The organism is Mesorhizobium robiniae (assembly GCF_040545535.1).
In the GTDB taxonomy this organism is placed as follows: Bacteria; Pseudomonadota; Alphaproteobacteria; order Rhizobiales; family Rhizobiaceae; genus Mesorhizobium; species Mesorhizobium robiniae.
Window position 1 is genome coordinate 822,304 of sequence record NZ_JBEPMC010000001.1, and the last position, 24,112, is coordinate 846,415.

The 24,112-nt window shown below is 62.1% G+C and carries 21 protein-coding genes; 9 read left to right on the forward strand and 12 right to left on the reverse strand.

The genetic code is table 11. The features are described 5' to 3' along the window. Nucleotides 1-3 precede the first annotated feature (3 nt). Nucleotides 4-1,299 carry a GGDEF domain-containing protein gene (locus ABID19_RS04025; protein WP_354488130.1) on the reverse strand — a complete coding sequence of 432 codons (1,296 nt, stop codon included), beginning with the start codon at nt 1,297-1,299 and terminating at the stop codon, nt 4-6. Between the two features lie 251 nt (nt 1,300-1,550). Between ABID19_RS04025 and ettA the strand changes: the two genes are divergently transcribed. The 4 genes from ettA to ABID19_RS04045 all read left to right on the forward strand — a co-directional run bounded on the left by ettA (nt 1,551) and on the right by ABID19_RS04045 (nt 5,992). Beyond that, nucleotides 1,551-3,200, forward strand: coding sequence for an energy-dependent translational throttle protein EttA (gene ettA / locus ABID19_RS04030; RefSeq protein WP_354488132.1), 1,650 nt, complete (start codon nt 1,551-1,553; stop codon nt 3,198-3,200). 42 nt (nt 3,201-3,242) lie between these two features. Next, nucleotides 3,243-4,013 carry a trans-aconitate 2-methyltransferase gene (tam, locus tag ABID19_RS04035; protein ID WP_354488133.1) on the forward strand — a complete coding sequence of 257 codons (771 nt, stop codon included), beginning with the start codon at nt 3,243-3,245 and terminating at the stop codon, nt 4,011-4,013. Nucleotides 4,014-4,126: 113 nt separating this feature from the next. Beyond that, nucleotides 4,127-5,248, forward strand: a complete 1,122-nt coding sequence (locus ABID19_RS04040) for a beta-ketoacyl-ACP synthase III (protein WP_354488134.1) — start codon at nt 4,127-4,129, stop codon at nt 5,246-5,248. A 126-nt stretch (nt 5,249-5,374) separates the two neighbouring features. Then, the gene (locus ABID19_RS04045; protein WP_354488136.1) at nt 5,375-5,992 is read left to right on the forward strand and encodes an MOSC domain-containing protein; all 618 of its coding nucleotides are present in this window, start codon (nt 5,375-5,377) and stop codon (nt 5,990-5,992) included. A gap of 12 nt (nt 5,993-6,004) precedes the next feature. On the opposite strand, the gene ABID19_RS04050 is transcribed toward ABID19_RS04045, so the two are convergent. The 3 genes from ABID19_RS04050 to tsaA form a co-directional block, all read right to left on the reverse strand. Beyond that, nucleotides 6,005-6,964 (reverse strand): D-amino acid aminotransferase, encoded by a 960-nt coding sequence (locus ABID19_RS04050; protein ID WP_354488137.1) that lies wholly within the window; start codon nt 6,962-6,964, stop codon nt 6,005-6,007. 106 nt (nt 6,965-7,070) lie between these two features. Next, on the reverse strand, nt 7,071-7,382 hold the full coding sequence (locus ABID19_RS04055; RefSeq protein ID WP_352960392.1) for a DUF2293 domain-containing protein: 312 nt from the start codon (nt 7,380-7,382) through the stop codon (nt 7,071-7,073). Next, nucleotides 7,379-7,900 carry a tRNA (N6-threonylcarbamoyladenosine(37)-N6)-methyltransferase TrmO gene (gene tsaA / locus ABID19_RS04060; protein WP_354488305.1) on the reverse strand — a complete coding sequence of 174 codons (522 nt, stop codon included), beginning with the start codon at nt 7,898-7,900 and terminating at the stop codon, nt 7,379-7,381. Before tsaA ends, ABID19_RS04055 begins: the two co-directional genes overlap by 4 nt. 143 nt (nt 7,901-8,043) lie before the next feature. Between tsaA and ABID19_RS04065 the strand changes: the two genes are divergently transcribed. Both ABID19_RS04065 and metF read left to right on the forward strand, forming a co-directional pair. Continuing rightward, nucleotides 8,044-9,066 (forward strand): ArsR/SmtB family transcription factor, encoded by a 1,023-nt coding sequence (locus ABID19_RS04065; protein WP_354488138.1) that lies wholly within the window; start codon nt 8,044-8,046, stop codon nt 9,064-9,066. Next, nucleotides 9,066-9,983 carry a methylenetetrahydrofolate reductase [NAD(P)H] gene (gene metF / locus ABID19_RS04070; RefSeq protein ID WP_352936847.1) on the forward strand — a complete coding sequence of 306 codons (918 nt, stop codon included), beginning with the start codon at nt 9,066-9,068 and terminating at the stop codon, nt 9,981-9,983. The genes ABID19_RS04065 and metF overlap by 1 nt, the downstream gene beginning before the upstream one ends. An 807-nt stretch (nt 9,984-10,790) precedes the next feature. Here metF and ABID19_RS04075 read toward each other — a convergent pair. Beyond that, complete coding sequence (locus ABID19_RS04075) at nt 10,791-11,708, reverse strand: DMT family transporter (RefSeq protein ID WP_354488139.1); 918 nt, start codon at nt 11,706-11,708, stop codon at nt 10,791-10,793. Nucleotides 11,709-11,938: 230 nt separating this feature from the next. On the opposite strand from ABID19_RS04075, the gene ABID19_RS04080 reads away from it, so the two are divergent. Next, nucleotides 11,939-13,159, forward strand: a complete 1,221-nt coding sequence (locus ABID19_RS04080) for an alanine racemase (RefSeq protein ID WP_354488140.1) — start codon at nt 11,939-11,941, stop codon at nt 13,157-13,159. A 12-nt stretch (nt 13,160-13,171) separates the two neighbouring features. On the opposite strand, the gene ABID19_RS04085 is transcribed toward ABID19_RS04080, so the two are convergent. Then, a complete protein-coding gene (locus ABID19_RS04085) occupies nt 13,172-13,903 on the reverse strand; it encodes an SDR family oxidoreductase (RefSeq protein ID WP_354488141.1) in 732 nt (243 codons plus the stop codon). A gap of 131 nt (nt 13,904-14,034) precedes the next feature. Here ABID19_RS04085 and ABID19_RS04090 point away from each other — a divergent pair, with 131 nt between their 5' ends. Next, a complete protein-coding gene (locus ABID19_RS04090; protein ID WP_354488142.1) occupies nt 14,035-14,928 on the forward strand; it encodes a LysR family transcriptional regulator in 894 nt (297 codons plus the stop codon). Nucleotides 14,929-14,933: 5 nt separating this feature from the next. Here ABID19_RS04090 and ABID19_RS04095 read toward each other — a convergent pair whose 3' ends face one another. Both ABID19_RS04095 and ABID19_RS04100 read right to left on the reverse strand, forming a co-directional pair. After that, complete coding sequence (locus ABID19_RS04095; RefSeq protein WP_354488143.1) at nt 14,934-16,112, reverse strand: lytic murein transglycosylase; 1,179 nt, start codon at nt 16,110-16,112, stop codon at nt 14,934-14,936. Nucleotides 16,113-16,192: 80 nt separating this feature from the next. After that, nucleotides 16,193-16,984: a glycoside hydrolase family 25 protein gene (locus tag ABID19_RS04100; RefSeq protein WP_354488144.1), complete on the reverse strand. Its 792-nt coding sequence runs from the start codon at nt 16,982-16,984 to the stop codon at nt 16,193-16,195. A gap of 308 nt (nt 16,985-17,292) precedes the next feature. Here ABID19_RS04100 and ABID19_RS04105 point away from each other — a divergent pair, with 308 nt between their 5' ends. Further along, on the forward strand, nt 17,293-18,672 hold the full coding sequence (locus ABID19_RS04105; protein WP_354488145.1) for a serine hydrolase domain-containing protein: 1,380 nt from the start codon (nt 17,293-17,295) through the stop codon (nt 18,670-18,672). A gap of 29 nt (nt 18,673-18,701) precedes the next feature. Here ABID19_RS04105 and ABID19_RS04110 read toward each other — a convergent pair whose 3' ends face one another. From ABID19_RS04110 to ABID19_RS04125, 4 genes are all read right to left on the reverse strand, one after another. Further along, nucleotides 18,702-19,868 (reverse strand): M14 family metallopeptidase, encoded by a 1,167-nt coding sequence (locus ABID19_RS04110; RefSeq protein WP_354488307.1) that lies wholly within the window; start codon nt 19,866-19,868, stop codon nt 18,702-18,704. A gap of 140 nt (nt 19,869-20,008) precedes the next feature. Continuing rightward, nucleotides 20,009-21,661, reverse strand: a complete 1,653-nt coding sequence (locus ABID19_RS04115; protein WP_354488147.1) for an alpha/beta hydrolase — start codon at nt 21,659-21,661, stop codon at nt 20,009-20,011. Between the two features lie 421 nt (nt 21,662-22,082). Further along, nucleotides 22,083-22,790 carry a class I SAM-dependent methyltransferase gene (locus ABID19_RS04120; RefSeq protein ID WP_354488149.1) on the reverse strand — a complete coding sequence of 236 codons (708 nt, stop codon included), beginning with the start codon at nt 22,788-22,790 and terminating at the stop codon, nt 22,083-22,085. Beyond that, nucleotides 22,787-24,085 (reverse strand): BtaA family protein, encoded by a 1,299-nt coding sequence (locus ABID19_RS04125; protein ID WP_354488151.1) that lies wholly within the window; start codon nt 24,083-24,085, stop codon nt 22,787-22,789. The genes ABID19_RS04120 and ABID19_RS04125 overlap by 4 nt, the downstream gene beginning before the upstream one ends. Nucleotides 24,086-24,112 lie beyond the last annotated feature (27 nt).

The following is a 24,112-nucleotide window of genomic DNA, read 5'->3' on the forward strand; positions in this document are numbered from 1 at the left end:
AAATTATGCTTCGGCGCTGCGCCCTGATTTGGTCCATGCAGTGAGGCTGTCGGCCTCGTGGCCGCCCGGTTCGCCGACGACGCGGTCGCGTCCGGTCGATTTGGCCTTGTAGAGGCGCTGGTCGGCCAGCGCAAAAACATCGGCAAGGCAGCGGGTCGTCTCACTGACGGTGGAGATGCCGGCGCTGACTGTGATGTCGAACCGGCTGGTGCTTGCGGATGTCTTGACCGCGTGCTGGATGTTTTCGCCAAGAAGCCTGGCTACCGAATGCGAACGTGAGCAGAGGATGGCGAATTCCTCACCGCCGATCCTGAACACCTGATCCTCGGGACCGACAATCTCGCCAAGCAGTGCCGCGACGGCTTTCAGCACCTTGTCGCCCTCTGCGTGGCCGAAGCGGTCGTTGATCGATTTGAAATGGTCGACGTCGATGATCAGGAGGCTGAGCGGCTTGGCCGTCCGCAGGCTGGCGGCAACTGCGGTTTCACCGTCGCTGTCGAAGCGACCCCTGTGTAGCAGGCCGGTGAGCCCGTCGCGGCCGACATGCTCGACCAGCGCCTCATAGCGCTCGCGGTAGGTCAACGTGTCGAAGATGTCGGACAGCCCGCGCGGCGCCGGGATCTGCCGCGCCTCGAACCATCTGATGTAAGCGACAAGCATGGTGCTGTAGGCAAGCGCCGCGCCCATCTTGGCGAACCAGCCGCCGAAGAAAACCGCGATCGGTGCACCGGTGACGAAATGCAGCGCGGCGAAAAATCCAGCCTGATCGAAAGTGAGCACGCATGCGACGGAGATCAGAATGCGAGAGAACAGCGCCTTGCGGAGATAACGCCCAAGCTTTTCGTAAAGCAGGATGATCAGGATGGCGTCGACGAACAGTAGCGTCGTGCCCCACACCATCAGCCAGCCCATCTGGTCGATGAAACCGATATCGGGAAGTTTGCCGTTGGGAAGCGGCGCGATCTCATGCAGGCGCAGGACCAGTACAAGCCCGATCATCAAGGCATTGCCGAGCAACAGACCGTAGATGGGCTGCCGGACGGTTGCCGCGTCCTCCTTGATGTAGAGAAGCAGGAGCATCACCAGCTTGCCGGAGAACAGCACGGCGGAACCCGGCGAGACCATGCCGAACGGCAGCGCGACATAAAAGACGCTGGCGAGGTATGTTTCCAGGAAATGCATGACCCCGAGGGCGCAGACAAAAACGCCGAGGCCGATACGGTGCCTGAATCGGAAAAGCGTGACCATGACGCCGAAGTAGATGACCGCTTCGGCAAGGAGCAGGAAACTGTTCAGCACGATCCGATCTCGTTGCAGAAATCGCTGCTTGCCGGCGATTCCCCATCCAACACCTTTGACGCGGAATGATTAACCGCAGCTTTCGTTGGGCACATGCAGCGAACGAAAGCGGAGACAGTTCGATGGGCCCGTCCGGCCCGAAGTCAGGTCCGAAATGCCAAAACAGTTTGCCGTTCGGCGCGGCATCGCCTACATAGCGCGCAACTTCCATTCAATCCGACATTACAGTCGACTTTTCAGGGAAAGCGCGCGTGGCACGCCAGTTCATCTATCACATGGCCGGCCTCAACAAGGCCTATGGCACCAAGAAGGTGCTCGAGAATATTCACCTCTCCTTCTACCCCGACGCCAAGATCGGCATCCTCGGCCCGAACGGCGCCGGCAAGTCGACCATTCTCAAGATCATGGCCGGCATCGACAAGGAGTGGAACGGCGAGGCGTGGCTGGCCGAGGGTGCTACCGTCGGCTACCTGGCGCAGGAGCCGGCACTCGATCCGGACAAGACGGTGTTCGAGAACGTCATGGAGGGCGTCGCCGCCAAGACCGCGATCATCGAGCGCTACAATGAATTGATGATGAACTATTCCGACGAGACGGCCGACGAGTCGGCCAAGCTCCAGGACGAGATGGACCGGCTCAACCTGTGGGATCTCGAACAGCAGGTCGAGATGGCTATGGAAGCGCTGGGCTGTCCACCCAAGGAAGCCGACGTCACCAAGCTGTCGGGCGGCGAGCGCCGCCGCGTTGCGCTCTGCCAGCTGCTGCTGCGCCAGCCCGACCTTCTGCTGCTCGACGAGCCGACCAACCATCTCGATGCTGAGACGACGGCATGGCTGGAAAAGCATCTGCGTGCCTATCCGGGCGCGGTGATGATCATCACCCACGATCGCTATTTCCTCGACAATGTCACCGGCTGGATTCTTGAGCTCGACCGCGGCCGCGGCATCCCCTATGAGGGCAACTACACCAAATATCTCGAAGCCAAGGCCAAGCGGCTCAAGCAGGAGGGCCGCGAGGACGATGCACGCCAGCGGGCGATCGGCCGCGAGCGCGAGTGGATCCAGTCCAGCCCGAAGGCCCGGCAGACCAAGTCGAAGGCGCGCATCCAGGCGTTCCAGGATCTGCTGGACGCAGCCGACAAGCGGCGCCCGAGCGACACGCAGATCGTCATTCCGCATGGCGAGCGGCTCGGCAATGTGGTGATAGAGGTCGACGGCCTATCGAAGGGCTTTGGCGACACGCTGCTGATCGACGATCTCGAATTCAAGCTGCCGCCCGGCGGCATCGTCGGCGTCATCGGCCCGAACGGCGCCGGCAAGACGACGCTGTTCCGCATGATCACCGGCCAGGAAAAGCCGGATGCCGGCACGATCCGCGTCGGCGAGACGGTCAAGCTCGGTTATGTCGACCAGAGCCGCGATGCACTCGACCCAACCAAGACCGTGTGGGAAGAAATCTCGGGCGGCGCCGAAGTGGTCAAGCTCGGCAAGTTCGAAGCCAACACCCGCGCCTATTGCGCGTCGTTCAATTTCCGTGGCGGCGATCAGCAGCAGAAGGTCGGCAATCTGTCCGGCGGCCAGCGCAACCGCGTGCATCTGGCCAAGATGCTGAAGACCGGCGGCAATGTGCTGCTGCTCGACGAACCGACCAACGATCTCGATACGGAAACGCTGGCTGCACTCGAAGACGCGCTGGAAAGCTTCGCCGGCTGCGCCGTCATCATCTCGCACGACCGCATGTTCCTCGACCGGCTGGCGACGCATATCCTAGCCTTCGAGGGCGACAGCCATGTCGAATGGTTCGAGGGCAATTTCGAGGATTACGAGCAGGACAAGATCCGCCGGCTCGGCCCTGACGCCGTCAATCCGCACCGCATGACATATAAGCGGCTGACCAGATAAGGTTTAGGGGCGGCGAATTCTCTAATGATCTGAGGAGCTGAGATGGCTGATTGGTCCGCCGCCCAATATCTGAAATTCGAGGACGAGCGCACGCGGCCGTCGCGCGATCTCGTCGCGCAGGTGCCGGTGGAGGCACCGCAGCGGGTGGTCGATATCGGCTGCGGACCCGGCAATTCGACCGAATTGCTGGTCGAACGCTGGCCGAGTGCGCAGGTCAGCGGGTTCGACACCTCGCCTGACATGATCGACAAAGCCAAGGCGCGTTTGCCTGATATAACCTTCGAGTTGGCCGATGCGGCGGCGTGGCAGCCCGAAAAACCGGTCGACGTGATCTTCGCCAACGCAGTGTTCCAGTGGCTGCCCGAGCATCCGGCGATCTTGCAGCGGTTGATGGGATTTTTGGCGCCCGGCGGCGCGCTTGCCGTGCAGATGCCCGACAATATGAGCGAGCCCTCGCATCGGCTGATGCGGCAGACGGCGGCCGAAATGCCGTTTGCCGAAAAGCTCGAGGGTGCCGCGCGCGGGTCGTTGCCGCCGGTGTCGTTCTACTACGATCTTTTGTCGCCGTTCTCCGACCGGCTCGACATCTGGCACACAGCCTACAATCACCCGCTGGCCGATGCCGAAGCCATCGTCGAATGGCTGAAGTCGACTGGGCTGAAGCCGTTCCTCGATCCGCTCGACGAGGACGAGCGACGGCTTTTCCTCACGCGCTACACTGCCAGAATAACCGAAGCCTATCCGAAGACGGCAAACGGCAAGGTGCTGCTGCGTTTCCCGCGCCTGTTCATCGTCGCGCGGCGCTCGGCTTAGCTCAGGCACTTGATTTAAGCCGGCATAAACCAGCTTGGTGCGAAAGAGGTTGCGCCGAGCTCTCGCGGCGCCCACATCAAGCCGCAACGCCTGCGCATGGGGACGAACTGGAAATGCATCGCGTCATCATCAGCGGCCTTGGCGTTGAAATCCCCGAGCCTTCGATCACCAATGAAGAATTGGTCGACAGCTTCAATGCCTGGGTCGAGATGGAAAATGTCCGCCGCCAGGCTTCGGGCGAGACGCTGCTGCAGAAGTCGGACAGCGCCTTCATCGTCCATGCTTCGGGCGTGCAGACCCGTCATGTGATCGAGCGGGAAGGCATCCTCGACCCAACCCGCATGGCGCCGCGCATTCCGGCGCGGCCCGATGACGCGCTGTCGCTGGAAGCCGAGTTCGGCATCGCGTCGGCCAGAAAAGCGCTCGACCATGCCGGCTTGGAGCCATCGGATATCGACCTGGTGATCTGCTCGGCCTCGCACCACCAGCGGCCCTATCCGGCGATCGCCATCGAGATGCAGCAGGCGATGGGCACGAAGGGCGCCGGCTTCGACATGGGCCTTGGCTGCTCGTCGGCGGCGGCGGCACTGCACATCGCGGTCAATCTGGTGCGGGCCGGCGCGCACAGGCGCGTGTTGGTGACGACGCCTGAGATCATCACCGGCCATCTCAATTTCCGCGACCGGCAGACGCATTTCATCTTCGGCGATGCTTCGGTTTCGATGGTCGTCGAGGGGCTCGCCCAGGGCGAGAAGCGGCCGGGACGTTTCGAGGTGCTCGACACGCGCACCTGGACGCAGATGTCCAACAACATCCGCACCAATCTCGGCTACCACACGCGCACCGCCCAGGACGATCCGTATATGATCAATCTGGAAGGCAATCTGATCAAGCAGGTCGGCAACAAGGTGTTCAAGGAAGTCACCGTCGCCGGGCACAAGTTCATCGTCGAGTTCCTGGCCGAACACGGGCTGACGCCGCAAGCGATCCGGCGCTTCTGGCTGCATCAGGCCAATGCGCGGATGAACGCCATGATCCTGAAACTGTCGTTCGGCCACGAGGTCGGCCATGACCGAGCGCCGATGGTGCTGGAGCGCCTCGGCAACACCGCCGGCGCCGGCGCGATCGTCGCCCTGTCGGAGAACCATGCCGACATGAAGGCCGGCGACTACGGCCTGCTCTGCGCCTTCGGCGCCGGCTATTCGATTGGCGGCGCGCTGTTGCGCATGCTCTGACTACTTTGGCGCGAACGTCGCCGGTACAATCGCATCAGTCCGCTTGATTGGAGCATCAGCGCTTTAGACTGGACCTGATGAGTTGACTGCGGCTAATTGCACGGCATCACGCAAGGAGCGAAGCGTATGCTGGATCTCTTCCCCGAGGCCGAGAATCCGGTCGAAATCATCCCGGCGCGGAAGCTTGCCGCGCAGGTGACAGCGCTTTACGTCGCGGCATCTGATCATTTCGAGACCCGCTCGGTGGATGAATTGCTGCTTGGCTTCAGTGGCATCGACGGCGATTTCCATGCCGGCATGACACGTCGCTCCGGTGGGCGCGAGCCTTGGTATCCACGCGGCACCGAGATGCGCAACGAGCGGCAATTGTCTGTCGTGGCGGCGGACGAGCTAGCGATCGTGGCAGGGCGGATGGGCATCGCCGAGATCAGGCCGGAGTGGATCGGCGCCAACCTCTTGATCGAAGGCCTGCCGCATCTCTCCATGCTGCCATCCGGCACGCTGCTGTTCTTCAAAGGCGGCGTCACCATCAAGGTCGATGCACAGAATGGACCTTGCCGCATCGCCGGACGCTCGGTCGCCGAAAATGCCGGTATGGCCGACCACGAGACCGGCGCGCTGCTGTTCCCGAAGGTGGCAAAACGGCTGCGCGGCCTCGTCGCCTGGGTCGAAAAGCCCGGCCGCATCACCACAGGCGAGGAGATTTCGGTGCGCGTGCCGGAGCAGTGGATTTACCGGGCCTAGATCGGGCCTGAGTCAGGGATAGTGCACCGGGGTCGACCAGGCCGGGTCCTCGTGCTTTTGCCAATAGATCGCCATGAGACGCTTGGTAATCGCGCCGACCTTGCCGTCCGCGACCGGAACACCGTCGATCATCGTCACCGGCATGATGCCGCCGGCAGTCGAGGTGATGAAGACCTCGTCGGACTGACGCAGCGCAGCGACGCTGACATCGGCCGCTGTCACCGCAAGCCCTGCCTCCGCGCAGAGATCGAAAACGGTGCGGCGGGTGATGCCGGGCAGCACGCCGACAGCCGGCGTCGACAGTTTACCGTCGTCCACGCAAAAGACGTTGAAGCCGGGGCCTTCCGCGACATTGCCGTTGAAATCGAGGACCAGTGCCGTCTCCGCGCCGCGGTCATAGGCGTCGTAGAGGCCTCGCACCAGGTCGAGCCAGTGATAGTTCTTGATCGCCGGATCGATCGAGGCCGGTGGGATGCGCACCTTGTCGCTGATCGCAACATGAAGGCCGCGCTGCAATTGCTCGGCATTGGCGACCGAGCCGAAGGGAACGGCGAAAGCCATGAAGCGGTTGACCGCCTCGCGCGGGTCACGGCTGAAGGTCGGGGACGCGCCGCGTGTGCACAGCATCTCGACATAAGCGGCGCGATGGCCTGACAGCGCCACGCAATTGTGGAGGATTTCGGCCACGCCTTCGCGGTCGAACGGGATCGTCATGCGCAGCTTCTCCAGCCCGCCGAAGAAACGGTCGAGATGCAGGTCGAGGCGGAAGAACCGACCGTCCCAGACATGCACCGTGTCGTAGGTGGCGTCGGAATGCAGGAAGCCCCAATCCAGAACCGAGATCTTGGCTTGCGACATCGGCAGATATTGCCCGTCCAGAAAGGCAACGCCATCCGGATAGGCGTGCGGGTCTTGATGATGGGCGGAGAGCTCAGGCAGGCGGTTGGCTTGCGGGTCGATCGACTTGCTCATCACGTCCCCCTCAGGTCGTTTCTCGCCGACCAGATGACGGAATAGAGCGGCACGGTGGGTGGCACAAGACACAGGCTGGGCTTGCCACTGGGCCATTGAGAACCAGTTATTCTTCCTCGTTGTCATCGAGCAGACGCGTGGCGCGCCAGCGGGTCAGCACAATGTTGATCTGTTCCATCACGAAGAAACGCGCCGAGTCGCGGTCGTAGCCTTCGGCCAGCAGCTTTTCGTAGTCGGTGTGCACATGGCGGATATGGGCCGTCGTCGCCAGCCACACGGCAATCGTCGGCGGCAAGGTCTTCATATGCACGGCGCCGGCGTCGGCGCGGATCTTTTCCATGTCGGCATAGGGCGCCAGCGGCAAGAGTGCAGTCAGCGCCTTGGCGATGGCGCGACGGCGGCCGGTCGGCGCGCTCATCTCTCGATCCTTCCAGGCTCGTCCCGTCCGGCAATGGTCGCCTCGGCAAAGGCATCGGTCGAAGCGAAATAAGGCTTGATGTCGATCACCGGCGTGCCGTCGAGCACGTCGATGGCGTCGATATCGATACGGCCCGTATTGATGTCGAGGGCGACGAGCTTGGCGATATGCAGCCCGACCGGGTTCGGCCGGGCAGGCGAGCGCAGCGAAAAAACGCCTTTCGGCTCCGCCGCATGACGGGGTTTCTGGATAATCAGGGTCCGCGGTGAGTGATGCAGCCAGGACAGGATGACGATGTGGCTGGCGCGTTCCAGGCCAAGCAGGCCGTTACGATAGGGCAGGTCGATCGTGAGAACCGCCGGCTGTCCCGTCTCCCGCGCGGCTCCCATGTTCTTCGGGCACGTTTCCCGCGTGGTCCAGGGAGAGGCGATGCGGCCGATGAAGACGACATGGCCGTCCGGTGGCATATCGGCCGGATCGGTCGCCAAAAGCTTTTCGCCGCTGCGCGTCTCGAACATGGTTTTCGCCTCGATCATGCTTCCAGCTTTGCGCGATCCGCCACGCATGCGTCATTTTCTTGTCCGGAAGCGACATAGCGCTTGCAAGCCTATCAAAATCGACATAAACATATGTTTATATCTTTTTCAAAGAGAATGCTCGCATGCATGTCGCTCTCGACACTATGGTAGATACATTGAAGGCGGCGGCCGAATCCAGCCGGCTGCGCATACTGGCGTTGCTATCGCGCGGCGACCTGACCGTTTCCGATCTCACCGAAATCCTCGGCCAGTCGCAGCCGCGCGTCTCGCGCCACCTGAAACTTTTGCTGGAGGCGGGGCTGATCGGCCGCTATCAGGAGGGCTCATGGGCCTTCTTCCGGCTGTCGGATTCGGATGCGGCGCGGGATTTCGTGCTCAGGCTGGTTTCCGGCATCCGTGGCGCCGACCCACAGGTCGAGCGTGACCTCGAGCGGTTGGCAGCGGTCAAGCGCAAGCGGCAGGATCGCGCCGCGCAATATTTCTCCGTAAATGCCGCGAGCTGGGACCATATCCGCTCGCTGCACGTGCCAGACCGCGCCGTCGAGGCGGCGCTGCTCAAGCTCGTCGGCAAGCGGCCGTTCCAGTCAATGCTCGATCTCGGCACCGGCACCGGGCGGCTGCTCGAAATCTTTTCGCCGCTCTACCGGCGCGGCGTCGGCATCGACATGTCGCGGGAGATGCTGACGGTGGCGCGCGCCAACCTCGACAAAGCAGGGATTTCGAACGCGCAGGTGCGCCAGGGCGACATTTTTGCGCCGCCGGTCGAGCGCGACGCCTTCGATCTCGTCACCATCCACCAAGTGCTGCACTATCTCGACGATCCCGCCCGCGCCATCCGCGAGGCGGCAAGGCTGCTGCGCCCGGCGGGCCGGCTGGTGATCGTCGATTTCGCGCCGCATACGCTGGAATTCCTACGTGACGTGCACGCGCATGTGCGGCTCGGCTTTTCCGACCGGCAGATCACCGAATGGTTTTCCGAGGCCGGGCTCGACCTCGAAGACAGCCAGGAATTCGAGCCGCGCGGCGGCAACGAGGCCAGGCTCACCGTCAAGCTGTGGCTCGGCCGTGACCAGCGCATGCTGATCGCCGATCCTTCCAGCCACGCACAACCGGCCAATGCCTATCCGATAGGGGAAACCGCCTGATGAACCAGTTCCGCTTCTCCCGCCGCCCTGACATTGGCGACAAGATCCGGGTTTCATTCGAGTTCTTTCCACCGAAGAGCGACGAGATGGAAGCAAGGCTGTGGGATACAGTCACCCGGCTGGAGCCGCTCAAGCCGAAATTCGTCTCCGTCACCTACGGCGCCGGCGGCTCGACGCGCGAGCGCACGGCGCGCACGGTCAAGCGCATCCTCAACGAAACGGCGCTGACGCCGGCGGCGCACATGACCTGCGTCAACGCGGCGCGTCACGAGGTCGACGAGGTCATTCAGGAGTTCGCCGATATGGGTGTCACCCGCTTCGTTGCCTTGCGCGGCGATCCGGCCGAGGGCGTCGGCGCTGCCTACCGTCCGCATCCGGACGGCTACGCCAATGGTGCCGAACTGGTGGGGGCGCTGAAAGGTGTTGGCGATTTCGACATCTCGGTCTCCGCCTATCCGGAAAAGCATCCGGAGAGCCCGGATTTCGCCACCGACATCGACATGCTCAAGCGCAAGGTCGACAATGGCGCGACGCGGGCGATCACCCAATTCTTCTTCGACAATGATCTCTACGAGCGCTATGTCGAGCGGGCGCGGCGCGCCGGCATCTACATACCGATCGTGCCGGGCATATTGCCGGTACACAATTTCACCCAGGTCGCCAATTTCTCGTCGCGCGCCGGCGCGCTGGTGCCGGCATGGCTGGCCGAGCGCTTCGACGGGCTGCAGAAGGACCCGCAGACGCATGCGCTGGTAGCGTCGGCGGTAGCGGCCGAGCAGGTGCTGGACCTTGTCGAGCGCGGCGTTGGCGATTTCCACTTCTACACCATGAATCGGGCCGATCTGGTCTTTGCCATCTGCCACATGATCGGCATCCGCTCGCATGAAGCCGAAGCCGCCGGGTCTGCCGCCGCGTAAGCTCTATCGACGTTTTGTAAAACCAAAAAGGCCGGGTAAAAACCCGGCCTTTTCAATGACTTGGACTAGTCTGTGCTGATCTTCCGTTGCTTTGGCGGGTCTACGGAAGAAAGCCCATAATCAGGGCTCCGATAAATGCAAACGCAGCACAGATCATCAATGCGTTGATCGGCCTCGTGAGTCCCATGTCATAGCCTCCTCTTAAAGAGCTATGGCGAGAGTCTAGGGTCATTTGTGCCACAGGCAAGCGGAAAATGTGCTGCATTGCGACGACAATGTGGAATTCACGGCAGGCCCTTTGCCGTTAAGCCTTGAAACTCTTCGGCAAAAAGCCGCTTCGGCCCTGTGAATAAATTGTGGCGAGGCGTAGGCCATATTGAGGATGACAGCGCCACCACGTCGGCCCAGATCGGCGTCGCACCCGCAAATCACCGGCAGTCGGCATATGCCGACTGCCCCGATACGCGACCTGCATTATCTTGACCCGGCGTAACGCGATGCGACACGAGGCGCTTTAGCCAAACTCCAGTCTACAAGGGCACTTGGACCATGACTGCAACCGTTCCAGTTCCATCGACAGCCGGGCCTGTCCTCGTCGAAAAAACCGCAGGGTCCCAGTTGACCAGCAGGTTCTACGAAGGCTCGCGGGTGCTGCGGATCGACGACGTTTTCCCTGATGACATCATACACGTGGAGCAGGGGCGTGCTCGCTCAAATCCGTGCCGCTCGCCGACATCATGAACCGACCGGAACGCAGCTTCATCTGAGCCGACAGGTGGTTCCCGAACCGACGTTGCAGGAATGACGCTACCGTCGGCCGAACAGGCGGCCGTCGATGGTGACGAGGCCGAGCGCGATCAGCACCATGCCGCCAAGCTCGAATAGTTCGAGCCGTTCGCCCAGGAACAGGAAACCGAGCAGGATGGCGCTGGCCGGCACGATGAGCGTGACCAGCGAGGCGTTGGTGGCGCCGGCCGAAGCGACGAGGTTGAAATAGAGAATGTAGGCGAAGGCGGTGGACAGCAGCGCCAGCGCCAACACCGCCGCCCAGACCGGCGGCGAGGCCGAAAACAGATTGGCAGGACCATAGCCAAGCAGCACGACCGGGATCATGATGATGGTCGAGGCGGTCAATTGTCCGGTGGCGATGACCGGTGACGGCACGCCCTTGAAGCGGCGAGCCACCATCAGGGCGACCGCATAGGACAGCGACGCGCCGATCAGCGCGAATTTCGCCCAGACCGGTCCGCCCAGCCCGGCAAGCAGGCCGGGGCCGATCATCACCGCCGTGCCGACGATGCCGAGCGCGATCCCGGCAAGCTTGTTCCAGGATAGTTTTTCGTCTGATGTCAGCGCGTTGGCGAGGATCAGCGTCCAGAACGGCGTCGTCGAGTTGAGCACCGAGGCGACGCCGGCGCCAAGCTCGGTCTGGCCGGCGAAGATTAGCGAGAAGGGAATGACGTTGTTCACGAGCGCCAGCAGGAAGAACAGGCCGGCATACGGCAAGGCAAGGCGGAAGGACGGGCCGCGCAGGGCGAGATAGAGCTGCAGCGCCAGCGCCGCAACGGCGACGCGAAACAGCACCAGCACCAGCGGCGGAAGCTCGGCAACCGCAATGCGGGCAAAGAAGAACGAGCCGCCCCAGATCGCGCCGAGCAGCAGAAGCTGCCCCCAGTCTTTCAGGACCATGGGGCCGCGCATTGCCGTCGTGGTTGTGATCGCCATGGATCGTCCTCCCAGATAGCTCTGAATGCCAAGCCAATCAGGCGTCTGTTCAGGTCATATCCTGTTCGAGCGCAAGGGCCACCCGAAACAAGATCGGTGGGCTAGCTTTCCTGTCTTCTGGCCTGTCATCCGGCGTAGCGCCGCAGCGTAAGGGATACGAGACATAGAATTGTTTTCATTCACGCATAGGTTGGATTAATTGTGCGCAGTCTAGGTCAAGGGATTCGTCCATGCAGCGATTCGAAAATGCCCGCGAAGCGGCGCTGGCGCTTCGCCCGGACGATCCGATCTATTGCTTCCGGCCGCAGGTGCTGAAGGCGGACGCCAGACAGTTCATGGGGATGTTTCCCGGCAAGACCGCGTATGCGGTCAAGACCAATGGCGAGCAGATCGTGCTGAAGACGCTGGTCGAGGCCGGCGTCGGCGCTTTCGACGTCGCCTCGCCCGGGGAATTCGCCGCCGTGCGCGCCGTCTCGCCCGACGCCGAGATGCTCTACATGCATCCGGTCAAGGCACAGTCCGATATCAAGCTGGCGCTGGAGAAATATGGCATCCGCGTCATCTCGCTCGACCATGAGGACGAGATCACCAAGCTGACCCGCGTGGTGCGGGCGCTCGATATCGATCCGGGCGCGATCACCGTGTTCGTGCGCATCCAGACGAAAGGATCGGCTGCTTACGAGTTATCGAAAAAATTCGGCGCCGGACCGGCCAATGCAGTCGAGCTGGCCGAACGGCTGAACCGGACGGGCTACAAGGTCGGGCTGTGCTTCCATGTCGGCAGCCAGATCGAGGATCCCGACACTTATGAGCGGGCGCTGGCCTCGGCCGACTGGGTGCGCAACCGCGTCAGCTTCGACATTGCCGGGCTGGATGTCGGTGGCGGTTTTCCGGCCGAGTACGGCCACGATCCCAACCGCAAGCAGATCGAGATGCCGTCGCTCGGCCAGATCATGTCACGGCTGTCGGGCGATCTGAAGGAATACCAGTTCGACCAGATGCCACTGGTGGCCGAGCCGGGCAGGGTGATCGTGGCGCGCTGCCTATCGCTGATCGTGCGGGTGCTGCTGCGCAAGGGCAAGCGGCTCTACATCAATGACGGCATCTGGGCGTCGCTGTCGGATTCATGGACCGGCAAGATCACGCTGCCGGCGCGCTTTATTCCGGACCCGGCAATACGCTCACGCAATGGCGAGGAGAAGTCCATCGTGCCGTTCAAGGTGTGCGGCGCGACCTGCGATTCCGTCGACATCCTGTCGCGGCCGTTCTGGCTGCCGGAAACGGTCGATACCGGCGACTGGATCGAGATCGGCCATATCGGCGCCTATTCGCTGTCGCTGAGGACCCGGTTCAACGGCTTTTATCCCGACACGTTTGTCGAGGTGACGACGCCGTTCGACGAAGGCGACGCGCCGCAGGGGTTCGCAAGCCTGGAGACGATGGCGGATTAGGCCATACGCAGGTCAGGCTACGCCGCCGCCGGCCTGGATGTTCTCGCCGGTCAGCCAGCGGGCCTCATCGGAGGCGAGGAAAACCGCGACATCGGCAACGTCGCGCGGCGCTCCGATCCTGCCGAAAGGCGACATGCCGGCGGCGATCGCGCGATCCCGCTCGGGCAGCAGGTCGGTATCGGTAAAGCCTGGCGAAAGTGCATTCACAGTGACGCCGCGCGGTCCGAGCTCGCGCGAGAGGACGCGGACGAACTGTTCGACGGCCCCTTTGCTGCCGAGATAAAGGGCCGTCTGCGTGAAGAACATTTTTGTTCCACCGGTGGAGACGGCGATGATGCGGCCACCGTCGCGCACGCGGCGCGCCGCTTCCTGAAGGGTGAAGAAGGTGCCTTTGGCGTTCGCGTCGAAGACATAGTCGAAATCGGCTTCGGTGGCCTCGACCAACGGTTTGATGACGGCGACGCCAACATTGGCGACGACGATGTCGATCGTCCCCATCTGCCTTTCGGTCTCATCGAACAGCCGGCTTATGTCGGAAACACTGGAGATATCGGCCCGAATGGCGACGGCCTTTCCGCCATTCTCGTGAATGGCGGCGACGGCTTCCTGGGCGGCCTTCTCGTTGCCGACGTAATTGACGATCACGGCCGCACCGTTTGCCGCGAGGCCCTCGGCGATGGCGCGTCCGATGCCGCGCGAACTGCCGGTTACGAGCGCGGTTTTGCCTTTGAGCGAATGATACATAGCTGCTGTCCTTTTCTCGTCTGGCTGCGGCCGCTCCAAATCGAGCGGCGGTCCCACGTCGAAGTTAGGGGCATGCTATTGCTCAGATAATAGCCTATTATCGAATAGGCTTGTTAAGTCTGGGGTACATAATGCGAGGGTCCGAGTTCTCCGAGCTGAACGCATTTGCAGCGATCGTCGAGGAAGGCAGCTTCGTCCGCGCCGCGGCCAGGCTCAGGATATCGCCGCCGGCGCTTAGCCAGACGATACGCGGACTGGAGGAGCGTGTCGGTGTCCGGCTGCTCAACCGCACGACCCGCAGCGTGTCGCCGACCGCAGCAGGCGAAACGCTGTTTGCCCGCCTCGCGCCGGCATTCAGCGAACTCGAAGGGGCTATCGCCGACGCGCGTGCATCACGCGATCGACCGGCAGGCTCGTTGCGCATCAACGTTCCACGCATCGCCGCCATGCGTTTCATCGCTCCCATACTCGGTGATTTTCGGCGCGCCTATCCGGATATTGCCCTCACCATAATCGTCGACGACATGTTGGCCGATATTGTCGAAGGACGCTTCGATGCCGGTATCAGGCTTGGCGAGCGGCTGAATAAGGACATGGTGGCGGTGAAACTCAGCGAGGAGTTGGAGATGGCCGCGGTGGCGGCGCCCGGCTATCTCGAGGATCATCCTGTACCGCGCCATCCTGCCGACCTGCATCATCACCAGTGCATCAATTTCCAGTGGCCCAGCGGCGGCAACATCTACCGGTGGGAGTTCGCGCGAGGCCAACGCGCTCTGGAGATAACCGTGAATGGCATGCTGACAGTCAATGATACGGAACTGATGATCAAGGCGGCCCTGAACGGGGTCGGCGTGGCTTACATGCTGGAATACCAGGTTCGTCCGTGGATCGAAGCCGGCAAGCTTATCCGTTTTCTCGAAGCCTGGTCGCCCAGATTTCCGGGCTTTTACCTATATCATACGAGCTCCCGGCAGGTTCCGCCGGCGTTGCGTGTCTTCATCGACTTCCTGCTTGCCAGGCGATGATCCGCTTAAAGTTTCGCCAAAAGCTCAGGTGTCGGCCAGCCGTCGACCGGAAAGCCTAGCCGCTTCTGTTCCTTGCGGACCGCCTCGCGGGTGTTGGTGCCCAGGATGCCGTCGACCGTGCCCACGTCATAGCCTTTGGCCTCGAGCTTCGTCTGCAAGGCCCTCATCTGGTCGCCGTTGAGGCCGGGTTCGGGATTGCGCGGATCGAATTGCGGCGCGCCCGCCAGCCGCGCGGCGAGATTTGCCGCGGTCAGTGCATAGGTGAAGGACTGGTTCCATTCGAGATAGACGTCGAAATTGTCGTAGACGAGGAAGGCCGGCCCCTTGCGGCCCATGGGCAGCGCCAGGCCTGCCTTCAGGCCGTTGTCGGCAAGCGGCGTGCCATTGGGGTTGGTGACGCCCCACTGAGCCCACTGCGTCAGCGGCAGCTTATTGGTGCGGCCGGTCTGGTCCCATGGCAAGTCGTCGGGCACGCGGACCTCCTCGATCCAGGGCTGGTCGCGCTTCCAGCCGCGCGACATGATCTTGTTGGCCGTGGTCATGATCACGTCAGGTGCGCTGCCGCGTAGGTCGATGACTTCGTCGCCATCGCCGTCGACGCCCCGGTTGAGATAGTCAGAAGGCAGCATCTGCGTCTGACCGATTTCACCGGCCCAGGCGCCGGTGACGTCAGCCGGAACCACGCCGCGATCGATCAGTGTCAGCAGCGGAACGATTTGCGGGCGAAAGAGTTGCGGGCGGCGGCAGTCATGTGAGAGCGTCACCAGTGCGTTCAGTGTGTGGAAATCGCCCTGCACTGCGCCGAAATCGGTCTCAAGTGCCCAGAAGGCGGCGATGACCGCCGGCTGGACGCCGAATTCCCGGTCGGCGCGGGCAAAAACATCGGCATATTTCTTCAGATTGGCCGCACCCTGCTTCAGCCGATGAGGCGAGATCATGCGGTTCGAGAATTCGACGAACGTCTGGGTGAACACGCCCTGGGAGCGGTCGCGCGCCAGCACCTTGTCGTCGGCAGTGGCCTTTTCCAGTGCCTCAAGGCCGGCAGCGCCGACGCCGGCGGCCTTGGCCTCCGCCGCCACGCCCTGCTTCCATGCCTCGAAATCGCCGCCGCATTGCTGTGCCGCTGCTGGCACCGCCGTGGCAGCCAGAAGCAGCGCCGCGAGAATTTTCAAACGCAATCGCATCGCCATCCTTCCGAGAAGATTACCGGCGGTTGCAGGCGTCCCTCACTGGCTGTGTCGAAAAGCAGGCGGCAGGCCCGCTGTCAACGGGTGTTCTGCCGCAGCCACTTGTTCCAGGCGGCTTCCGAGCCGTTGAAGACATTGATATCGGCCTTGCCCCTTATGCCCGGCACAACGCCGGTTCCGGTGTACTGCCAGAAAGTGAAGGGATGGCTGCCGTATCTCTCGCGCGGATGGCCTGCCACTGAACGCAGCCAATAGGGGTAGCCGCGGAAAGCCGACAGGCCATTGTCGTCGAAAAAATCGATCGAGGTGTAGATGATCGGCTTCTTGCCATAATGTTTTTCGACGATTTCAAGGAATGTGCTCATCTCACTGCGCACCGTGGCGGCATCGGGCCGCAGCTTGCAGGTCGGTGATTGCGGGTTCCATTCCATGTCGAGAACCGGCGGCATAGCTGAGCGATCTTTGGGCACGTTCTTGATGAACCAGCGCGCCTGCGTGGCGGCCGGCGTGCAAAAATAGTAGAAATGATAGGCTGCGCGCGGAATTCCGGCGGCTTTCGTGCGGCTCCAATGCTCGTCGAAATACTCGTCGAAGCGATCGCCGCCTTCCGTCGCCTTGATGAAAACGAAGGAAATGCCGCTGGCCCTGGCCACCGGCCAATCGACCGAGGTCTGGTATTTGGAGACGTCGGTGCCGTGAACGGCATAACTCCACGGAGCGCCGCTTTCCCACTCATGCGGGTCGGAGTCGTCAAAACGGGGTGCACGCACCGCAACGGTCGATGCGCCCGGCAGTGACGGCGCAAGATCGTCGACGGTCGAGCAGGCGCCCAGCAACGTCAGCATGATGAAAGCCGCGAAACGGCGCATCGCTACTCCTGGAGCCGGTTCCAGCCGGCCGCTGATGGGTCGTTGCTGCAGGTGGCCCCTCGACCGTGCCCCCAAGCGATCTCCCCACAGGACCGCTTCTATTTTTAAAGCGCGCCTCTTCGACGCGCTTTAATCTTTGTTTTCTGCATGTCGTTATCCCAAACCGCTGAGCACTTTTGGGCGACAAGCATCAGTGATCGCCGATCATGGTTGATATTCCGTTCACGGCGCACGACAGGAGCCGCGATTTTGCCGAAGCAATGGCGGCAAATCAATGACATAGATGAGCTTCCGGGGGAGTCGGAAAAATGCAGATTGGTCTAAGGCGGGTGAAATGGCTGCTCGGGCTGGCAGTGCTGGCGGCCGCAGCGCTCGCCGCGTGGCTGTATTTGGCGCCGCCGGAACTGATCCGCGTCGGCTCGGGCTACACGGCCAAGATCGTCTGCTCGAATGTCTTTATCGCCGGACGCGATGCCAATGAGGTGCTCACCGTCGACGTGCAGGCGCCCGGCCATCCGCTGCTGCGGCTGATGAGGATCTTCGTCGACAAGGAGCAGGGCACGGTCTCGGCTGGGCTGTTCGGCGTGTTCGGCAAGAGCGTCGCGGTCGCTCGCGGCAGTCTCGGCTGCACCTTGGTTCCTGATGGCGACACTACTACGGTCGAAGCAGTCGCCCGGCCGGCGCTGACGCCGGCACCGCCGCTGGACGCGCTCTGGCCGGACGGCGACAGGGTCGACGCCTCGCAGGATCCTGAAATCGCTGATATCCTCGACGATGCGGCACTGGCAGGCACCGGCATGCGCGCGGTGGTGGTGGTCAAGAACGGGCGAATCGTCGCCGAGCGCTATGGCAGCGGCTTTTCCGAAAAGACACCGCTGCTCGGCTGGTCGATGACCAAGTCGGTGAACGCCGCGATCGTCGGCACGGTGGTGAAAGCCGGCAAGATGGCGATGACGAACCAGGGGCTGTTCGGACCCTGGAAAGCGGATGACCGCGCCACCATCAGTCTCGCCGACATGATGGCGATGTCGAGCGGGCTGGAGTTCAACGAGGACTATGGCGACGTCGCCGACGTGACGCGGATGCTCTATCTCGAGCCTGATATGGCGCGCTTTGCCGCATCCAAGCCGCTGACCGGCGAGGTCGGCAAAATGTTCTCCTATTCGAGCGGCACGGCGGTGATGTTGTCGCGGCTGTGGCAGGATGCGATCGGTGACAAGGACAAGGCGCTGGCGTGGCCAAGGGTTGCACTGTTCGAGCCGCTCGGCATGCAGAGCGCGGTGTTCGAGGTCGACGAAAACGGCACGTTCGTCGGCTCGTCCTATCTCTATGCCACGGCTCGCGACTGGGCGCGTTTCGGCCAATTCCTGCTGCAGGATGGTATCTGGAAAAGCCAGGAGATTCTGCCTACCGGTTTCGTCGGCTGGATGCGGGAAGCAGCACCGGCCTCAAAAGTCTACAGCAGGGGTCAGTTGTGGATCGAGGGGCCGGGCGACGAGGAGAGCCCCGGCGCCGGCATTGCTGCGGGCCTGCCTGGAGATACCTATTGGATGGAAGGGCATGACGGGCAGACGGTCGCCATCATCCCCTCCGAGCAGCTGGTGGTGGTGCGGCTCGGCCTGACGCCAGCCAAACTCGGCTACCGGCCGCAGACGATGCTGGCAGCGCTGGTAAAGGCGCTGCAATAGGATCACCTAGCCCCTCGGCAGGGTGTGAACTACTCGGGATAAGTCTCGACGCCCTCGGTCGCCGCCCTGTGGAAAAGGACAAATACCAAGGTATTGCCGGCCTCGGCCGTCGTATCGCTGCGCAGACCCGCCACCTCTCCAGCCACGCTGCTGGTGTACTCCGCAACCACCTCGCCGAAGCTGTTACGCTGAATGGCCACTTTCTGTCCGGGTCCGACCTTGTCGTTCAGCTTGACCAGATGCTCGACGAACCCGGCTTGGGTTGCGAGGATCGGGAACGCACTGTTGCCGACAAAAACATTCACATCCTTGCCTGTGCGTCCCATTGGCCCGGCAAGGATGCCATGATGCTTGAGGACGTTCATCGTGCCGTCAACGAACAGGGGAATCATCTCAAGGTCGAGGATACGCGCTGCACCAACCTCCGGACAAAAGGATGGGATACCCTCGGCGACAAACGCGTTATGAAGGACACTTGGATACACAGGATTGTCGAAGATCTGGCCCACTGGATAAAGTTCCAGCATCGCCTTGATCTCGGGCACATCCATGTCGCCAATGTTGAATGCGGAGGCATCGAATCCGGTCGTCCCGGTATGGAAGTCGATTGCGACGTCAGCGTTCGGCCGAAGGAGCCGGTTGAACAGGAGACCGGCGTGGCGGCTGGCCGCACTGGCACCGTTCTCGTTGCCGGGCCATTCCCTGTTCATGTCGATCAGGTCAATGCCCCTGCCAGAATTGGGCCATCTGCGCTGCATGCTTTCCATGGCTGGACGGGACACGTCCGTGACCGCCATCACTGTGCCCGACATCTCCGCCGGATCAAGTTGGTTCATCACGGTCTGGACCGTATGCACAGAACTCATCTCGTCACCATGCACGCCACTGACCAGGACGGCGCGCTTGCCCGGCTTTGCCCCCCTAGCGACCGTCACAGACACATGCCAGTGCTGTCCGGTGGGCATCTGCGCGCCCTGAAAATACAAAAAATGCTTCTTGCCGGGCTCCAGGTCCTTGACGTCGAGCACGCTGACGACTTTTTTCCCCTGGATCACATCGCCGGTATAGACCGTTGCTGATGACGCACCCGGTATCGGGCTAACAGATGAAGCCGCTGAGTCCTGGGCGTTCGCAGAACCAGCATCGGCCGCGAAGACGGCCGCCGCGCCTACCGAGGCAATGGATGCTACAATTATATCCCGGCGATCGAGGCCCTTTTAGGTTTGTCCGACATGATGAGGATCTCCTATGTCGTGTGGAAAGCCAAAGTCGAATGCCAATGTGCAGACTTTCGTAAGCAAACCGCCCGCATTAACGCAGTCGTGGCAGGCAGCGATCACATCCTGCCGCGAGCGGCAAGATACTGCTTCAATCGCGCGATCTGGTCGGCAGACCAGCCCTGTGGATCAGTCACCGCGAGCCACGCGTCGACGTAGTGTTCGGGCGCAAAGACATGACCATAGCCCATCGGCGTATTGGTCGCGACGGCCATGTCAAAGGCCAACTGTAGCATCGATACTACTGGATACCACCGCAGTTCCGGCGAGACGTCCGGGCCGCGTGGAGCGTCCATCCACTCGGGACGACGATAGAAGTCGCGATAATCGAAAAACGTAATCGCATCGCTGGCATATTGGAGGTAGACAATGCGCATGGGACCCCAAGGCGCGTCCGCCGGACCGGTCTCGCCATTCTGGTTCATGAAGCGGACGAACGAACCGTTCCGGAACCGCGGCAACCAAGCGGGCGTACCGGCATTGCGATGCTCCGTTATGCTGCGCCAAATTCTGCTCTCAAAGGGCGGACCGCTCCACAGCGCCCCTTGGACAGGGTCACCGAGGATCTCGAAAAGCTCCACCGATCTCTCGGAGTTCATCGCTCCGAGGCTCAGGCCATGCAGATAGAGTTTGGGCCGCCTGTCGTGGGGAAGCGTCGTCCAGTATTCATAGACTGCGGCAAACAAAGCCCTTGCTGCTTCCGAGCCGTATTCCGGCTCGACCAGCAACGATAGCGGGCTCGACAGATAGGAGTACTGCTGGGCAACACTCGCCACGTCGCCATTGTGGAGGTATTCAACCGTATCCATCGAGGCGGGATCGATCCAGCCACTTCCGGTAGGCGTGATGACGACCAGTATGGAGCGTTCGAAGGCACCGACGCGCTTTGATTCCTCAAGAGCAAGTTGCGCCCTCTCTTCGGCAGTGTCGGCCGCCCGAAGCCCCACATAGACCCGGATGGGTTCGCGCGCATCCTTTTGCGTGAACGTGCTTATCTCGCTAGCGGTAGGTCCCGTCGCGATGAACTCTCGTCCTGCCCGTCCAAGTTCTTTCCAACTGACGAGGGAAGCGGCACTGCCGGTCTTGAGCGGAGGTGTCGGCTGCGCTCGATCCGGTTCGACAAGGGCATCAAGCGTTGCGAAGGACGAATCGGCGACATAGAGCGCGTAGCGGACGAGCACGCCATTTGTGATCGCCCAGAACAACAGTATCGCGACAGTGAAACCGATTACATTCGAAACCCTGCGGGGGACGAAGCGGCCCGACCTTTCTGAAATCGAACGGGAGATGCGTTTGAAGAGCCGGGCCAGCGCGATGAGCATCAGGAACGTGACGATCGCGATGACGCAGACTTCAAGCGGATGCGCGCTCGTCACGGGTTCGAGGTGCATCAGTTGACGGATTGAATTTTGCCATTCCGCTGCCCACCATAAAAACAAGATGGCGATTGCTGCGCAAATGGCAGCGACGGCGATCTTGAGAGCAAGCAGGAACCGCTCACGCGGTTCCGGAAGCTCCATATAGGCCCACAGCCAGCGCCACGCGACTCCGATGCCGTATCCGGCGGCGAAACATGCCCCGGAGAGCAGGCCCTGGGTCAGATAGGTTCGAGGAACAAGGGTCGGCGTAAGAGAAGCTACGAAGAACAGCGTGCCCACGACGAGGCCGCCGGCAGAAAGCGAGCGCCAGAACTTTGTCACCCAGTTACGCATTTGGCCGCTTCGCTCCTCCTAGGATAGCGGTCTCGCGCTGAATACGACTAGCCCATCATGGCTTGCTCTCGCGTTTTGTAGAAGGAGGGCAGGATAAATTTCCAGCTGCTCCGCGTGGCAAGTCGCAATATTTGGTTGAGTTGCATTGCGATCGCCAAAAATCCCCGTCGCTGTTGGAGAGCCGATGTTTGCAAACGGCGCGACCGCACCGGGAAGCCCGGACGAGTCAAGAGAATACTCGGTTTAGCGTCGGCCTTTCGCGCCGGAAGACACAAGAGACGTTCGCCAGCTCTAGTCTAATCCGATTCAAAGCTCGTTCTCGTGAAGTGCGTGGCAAGGGGATGGCAAGTCCGCTCCTGACGCGCGAAGCTGCCCGTCTTCGACTCCGGCTCGGCCTGATCTGAATTTCAACACATCCCGACTAGCTGCGCTGCCCGACCACGGCCAGCCAGGCGTAGCCACGATAAAGCGTTCTGAACCGCAGGCTTGCGCCGACTCTTGCAGATTCCGATTCCAGAACGTCGCGCAGCGCTTCGCGTGGCTCGACGTGGAATTTTCTCAGCCAGCCGCGCAGTAGTGTGCGGAACCAGCGAGGCAGGGCCTCCTGCTGGCCGAAATCGACGACGTGCAGCGAGCCGCCAGGTGAAAGGGCGGCAAGTGCGGCCGACACCGTCTTTTCCCAACCGGGGATCATCGATAGGGAGTAGGACACGAAGATGCGGTCGAAGGTCGTCAGGCCGAACAGCGCTTTTGCGTCGAAATCGGTGGCGTCGCCGCGCGCCAGCTTGACGCGGCCGGACAGGCCTTCGCGGGCCATGGCAGCGTTGGCCGTTTCCAGCATCTCGGCAGAAATATCGAGACCGAAGAAGCGGGCGCCGGGATAGTATCGGGCGGCAAGCACGATGTTGCGGCCGGTGCCGCAGCCGAGTTCGAGCACGGTGCCGCCAGCGGGTACATCCAACCCTGCGATAAGCCGGTCGCGACCGAGTAGGTAATATTTGCGGGTCAGGTCGTAGAAATGACGCTGCCAGCGATAGACGCCGTCCATCAGCTCGGCATGCCCGGCCGGCGGTTTGCCGTGCCCCGCCGGCGGTTCGGCGTGCCTGGCCGGCAGTTCGGTCGTGCTCATGCGGCCTGCTTCACATAAAGGTGGAAGCCGCCATAGATGGCCGAACGGTCGCGGGCGGAGAATTCGCGCGAAGCCTCGTCCGCATAGCTCCACTGGTCGAGCAGCGAATTCGAGACCCGGCCCGGCAGCAGGCTGGGTTCGGCCGCGGTGCGGAAGATGACGCGGGCATGAGTGGACGCGGTGCGGGTGATCTCGGCCCACAGCGCATTGAGCTGGTCGTCGGTCATCCAGTCCTGCGCGTCGAGCAGGACGAAGCGGTCGACCGAACCGGCATCCTTGCCGGCGAGAAATTCGATCAGATTGGCATGATGAATGGCGACGCTGTCGACATTGTTGCGGATCGTCTCGTAGTTGCGCTTTTCGAGATAGGCGGGCAGCGCCGCCTCGCCGGGATTGGGATAGCGACGGGCAAAAGCCTGCCAGGCGAAGTAGTTGTTCTCTAGCGGAAAATCGCAGGCGAGCTTTTCCAGCCGAGCCTTCAGCACGCTGGCCATGGTGCCGTCGCCCGAGGTGATCAGCGAATCGTACTGGGCCGGCGGAATGCCGAGCCCGAACAGCGAGGCCTTTCGCGAGGTGGCCCATTTCAGCAGCGGCTTTTCGAAGACGGGCGCCAACTCCTCGTTGAAGAAGCGGCGCTGATCGGCGATGGTTTTCGCTTGCATGATGCCGGCCGGATCGACGCCGAAGAATTTGGCGGTGCGGTGACCCATGGCGATGAACAGGCCGAGCAGGCCGGTCTGGTAGAAATTGCGGTCGAAGACGGCGATCCGGCGACGGCCGCGCCAGGTGCGGCGCTCCCAATAATGGCGGCTGACCGGATCGAGATGCGGCGCGATGAAGCGGTCGTAGGCTTGCGAATTGTGACGGGTCTCGGCGGCGCCGAAGAAACGGAACAGGTCGCCCTGCGAGGGCAGATGGCGCACCGCTTCGAGTTTCATGCGGTTCAGCGCGATATGGGCGGCGTTGAGATCGACGGCATCGATCCTTTCGGGCGACCGGGTGAGATAGGCCAGGATGTTGCAGCCGCCAGAGGCGATGGTGACGACGCGGTGGCCCTGGCCAAGCTGCATCGCCTCCATGTCGACATCGGGGTCTTCCCATATTTGCGGATAGACAAGGCCGGAAAACAGCAAGGCGAAGAGCCGTTCGGAGAGGCCGGCCTTCGACAATGGGCGGTTCTGGTAGACGGCTTTGCCAACTTCCTTGCCGCGGCGAAAAACCAGTTCTCCGGAAATGTCCGTCATGGCAAGGCGATTCCCCGTTTGCTTTGCCGCAAGCGGGTAGCGCAGGGTCATGACAGGCCGGTGACAACCTGTTGAAGC

What these genes read in the sequence shown, in the direction of transcription:
- tam (WP_354488133.1), top strand. Translation starts at nt 3,243, where the DNA reads ATGGCTGATTGGTCCGCCGCCCAATATCTGAAATTCGAGGACGAGCGC.
- ABID19_RS04040 (WP_354488134.1), top strand. Translation starts at nt 4,127, where the DNA reads ATGCATCGCGTCATCATCAGCGGCCTTGGCGTTGAAATCCCCGAGCCT.
- ABID19_RS04045 (WP_354488136.1), top strand. Translation starts at nt 5,375, where the DNA reads ATGCTGGATCTCTTCCCCGAGGCCGAGAATCCGGTCGAAATCATCCCG.
- ABID19_RS04050 (WP_354488137.1), bottom strand. Translation starts at nt 6,964, where the DNA reads ATGAGCAAGTCGATCGACCCGCAAGCCAACCGCCTGCCTGAGCTCTCC.
- ABID19_RS04055 (WP_352960392.1), bottom strand. Translation starts at nt 7,382, where the DNA reads ATGAGCGCGCCGACCGGCCGCCGTCGCGCCATCGCCAAGGCGCTGACT.
- tsaA (WP_354488305.1), bottom strand. Translation starts at nt 7,900, where the DNA reads ATGTTCGAGACGCGCAGCGGCGAAAAGCTTTTGGCGACCGATCCGGCC.
- ABID19_RS04065 (WP_354488138.1), top strand. Translation starts at nt 8,044, where the DNA reads ATGCATGTCGCTCTCGACACTATGGTAGATACATTGAAGGCGGCGGCC.
- metF (WP_352936847.1), top strand. Translation starts at nt 9,066, where the DNA reads ATGAACCAGTTCCGCTTCTCCCGCCGCCCTGACATTGGCGACAAGATC.
- ABID19_RS04075 (WP_354488139.1), bottom strand. Translation starts at nt 11,708, where the DNA reads ATGGCGATCACAACCACGACGGCAATGCGCGGCCCCATGGTCCTGAAA.
- ABID19_RS04080 (WP_354488140.1), top strand. Translation starts at nt 11,939, where the DNA reads ATGCAGCGATTCGAAAATGCCCGCGAAGCGGCGCTGGCGCTTCGCCCG.
- ABID19_RS04085 (WP_354488141.1), bottom strand. Translation starts at nt 13,903, where the DNA reads ATGTATCATTCGCTCAAAGGCAAAACCGCGCTCGTAACCGGCAGTTCG.
- ABID19_RS04090 (WP_354488142.1), top strand. Translation starts at nt 14,035, where the DNA reads ATGCGAGGGTCCGAGTTCTCCGAGCTGAACGCATTTGCAGCGATCGTC.
- ABID19_RS04095 (WP_354488143.1), bottom strand. Translation starts at nt 16,112, where the DNA reads ATGCGATTGCGTTTGAAAATTCTCGCGGCGCTGCTTCTGGCTGCCACG.
- ABID19_RS04100 (WP_354488144.1), bottom strand. Translation starts at nt 16,984, where the DNA reads ATGCGCCGTTTCGCGGCTTTCATCATGCTGACGTTGCTGGGCGCCTGC.
- ABID19_RS04105 (WP_354488145.1), top strand. Translation starts at nt 17,293, where the DNA reads ATGCAGATTGGTCTAAGGCGGGTGAAATGGCTGCTCGGGCTGGCAGTG.
- ABID19_RS04115 (WP_354488147.1), bottom strand. Translation starts at nt 21,661, where the DNA reads ATGCGTAACTGGGTGACAAAGTTCTGGCGCTCGCTTTCTGCCGGCGGC.
- ABID19_RS04120 (WP_354488149.1), bottom strand. Translation starts at nt 22,790, where the DNA reads ATGAGCACGACCGAACTGCCGGCCAGGCACGCCGAACCGCCGGCGGGG.
- ABID19_RS04125 (WP_354488151.1), bottom strand. Translation starts at nt 24,085, where the DNA reads ATGACCCTGCGCTACCCGCTTGCGGCAAAGCAAACGGGGAATCGCCTT.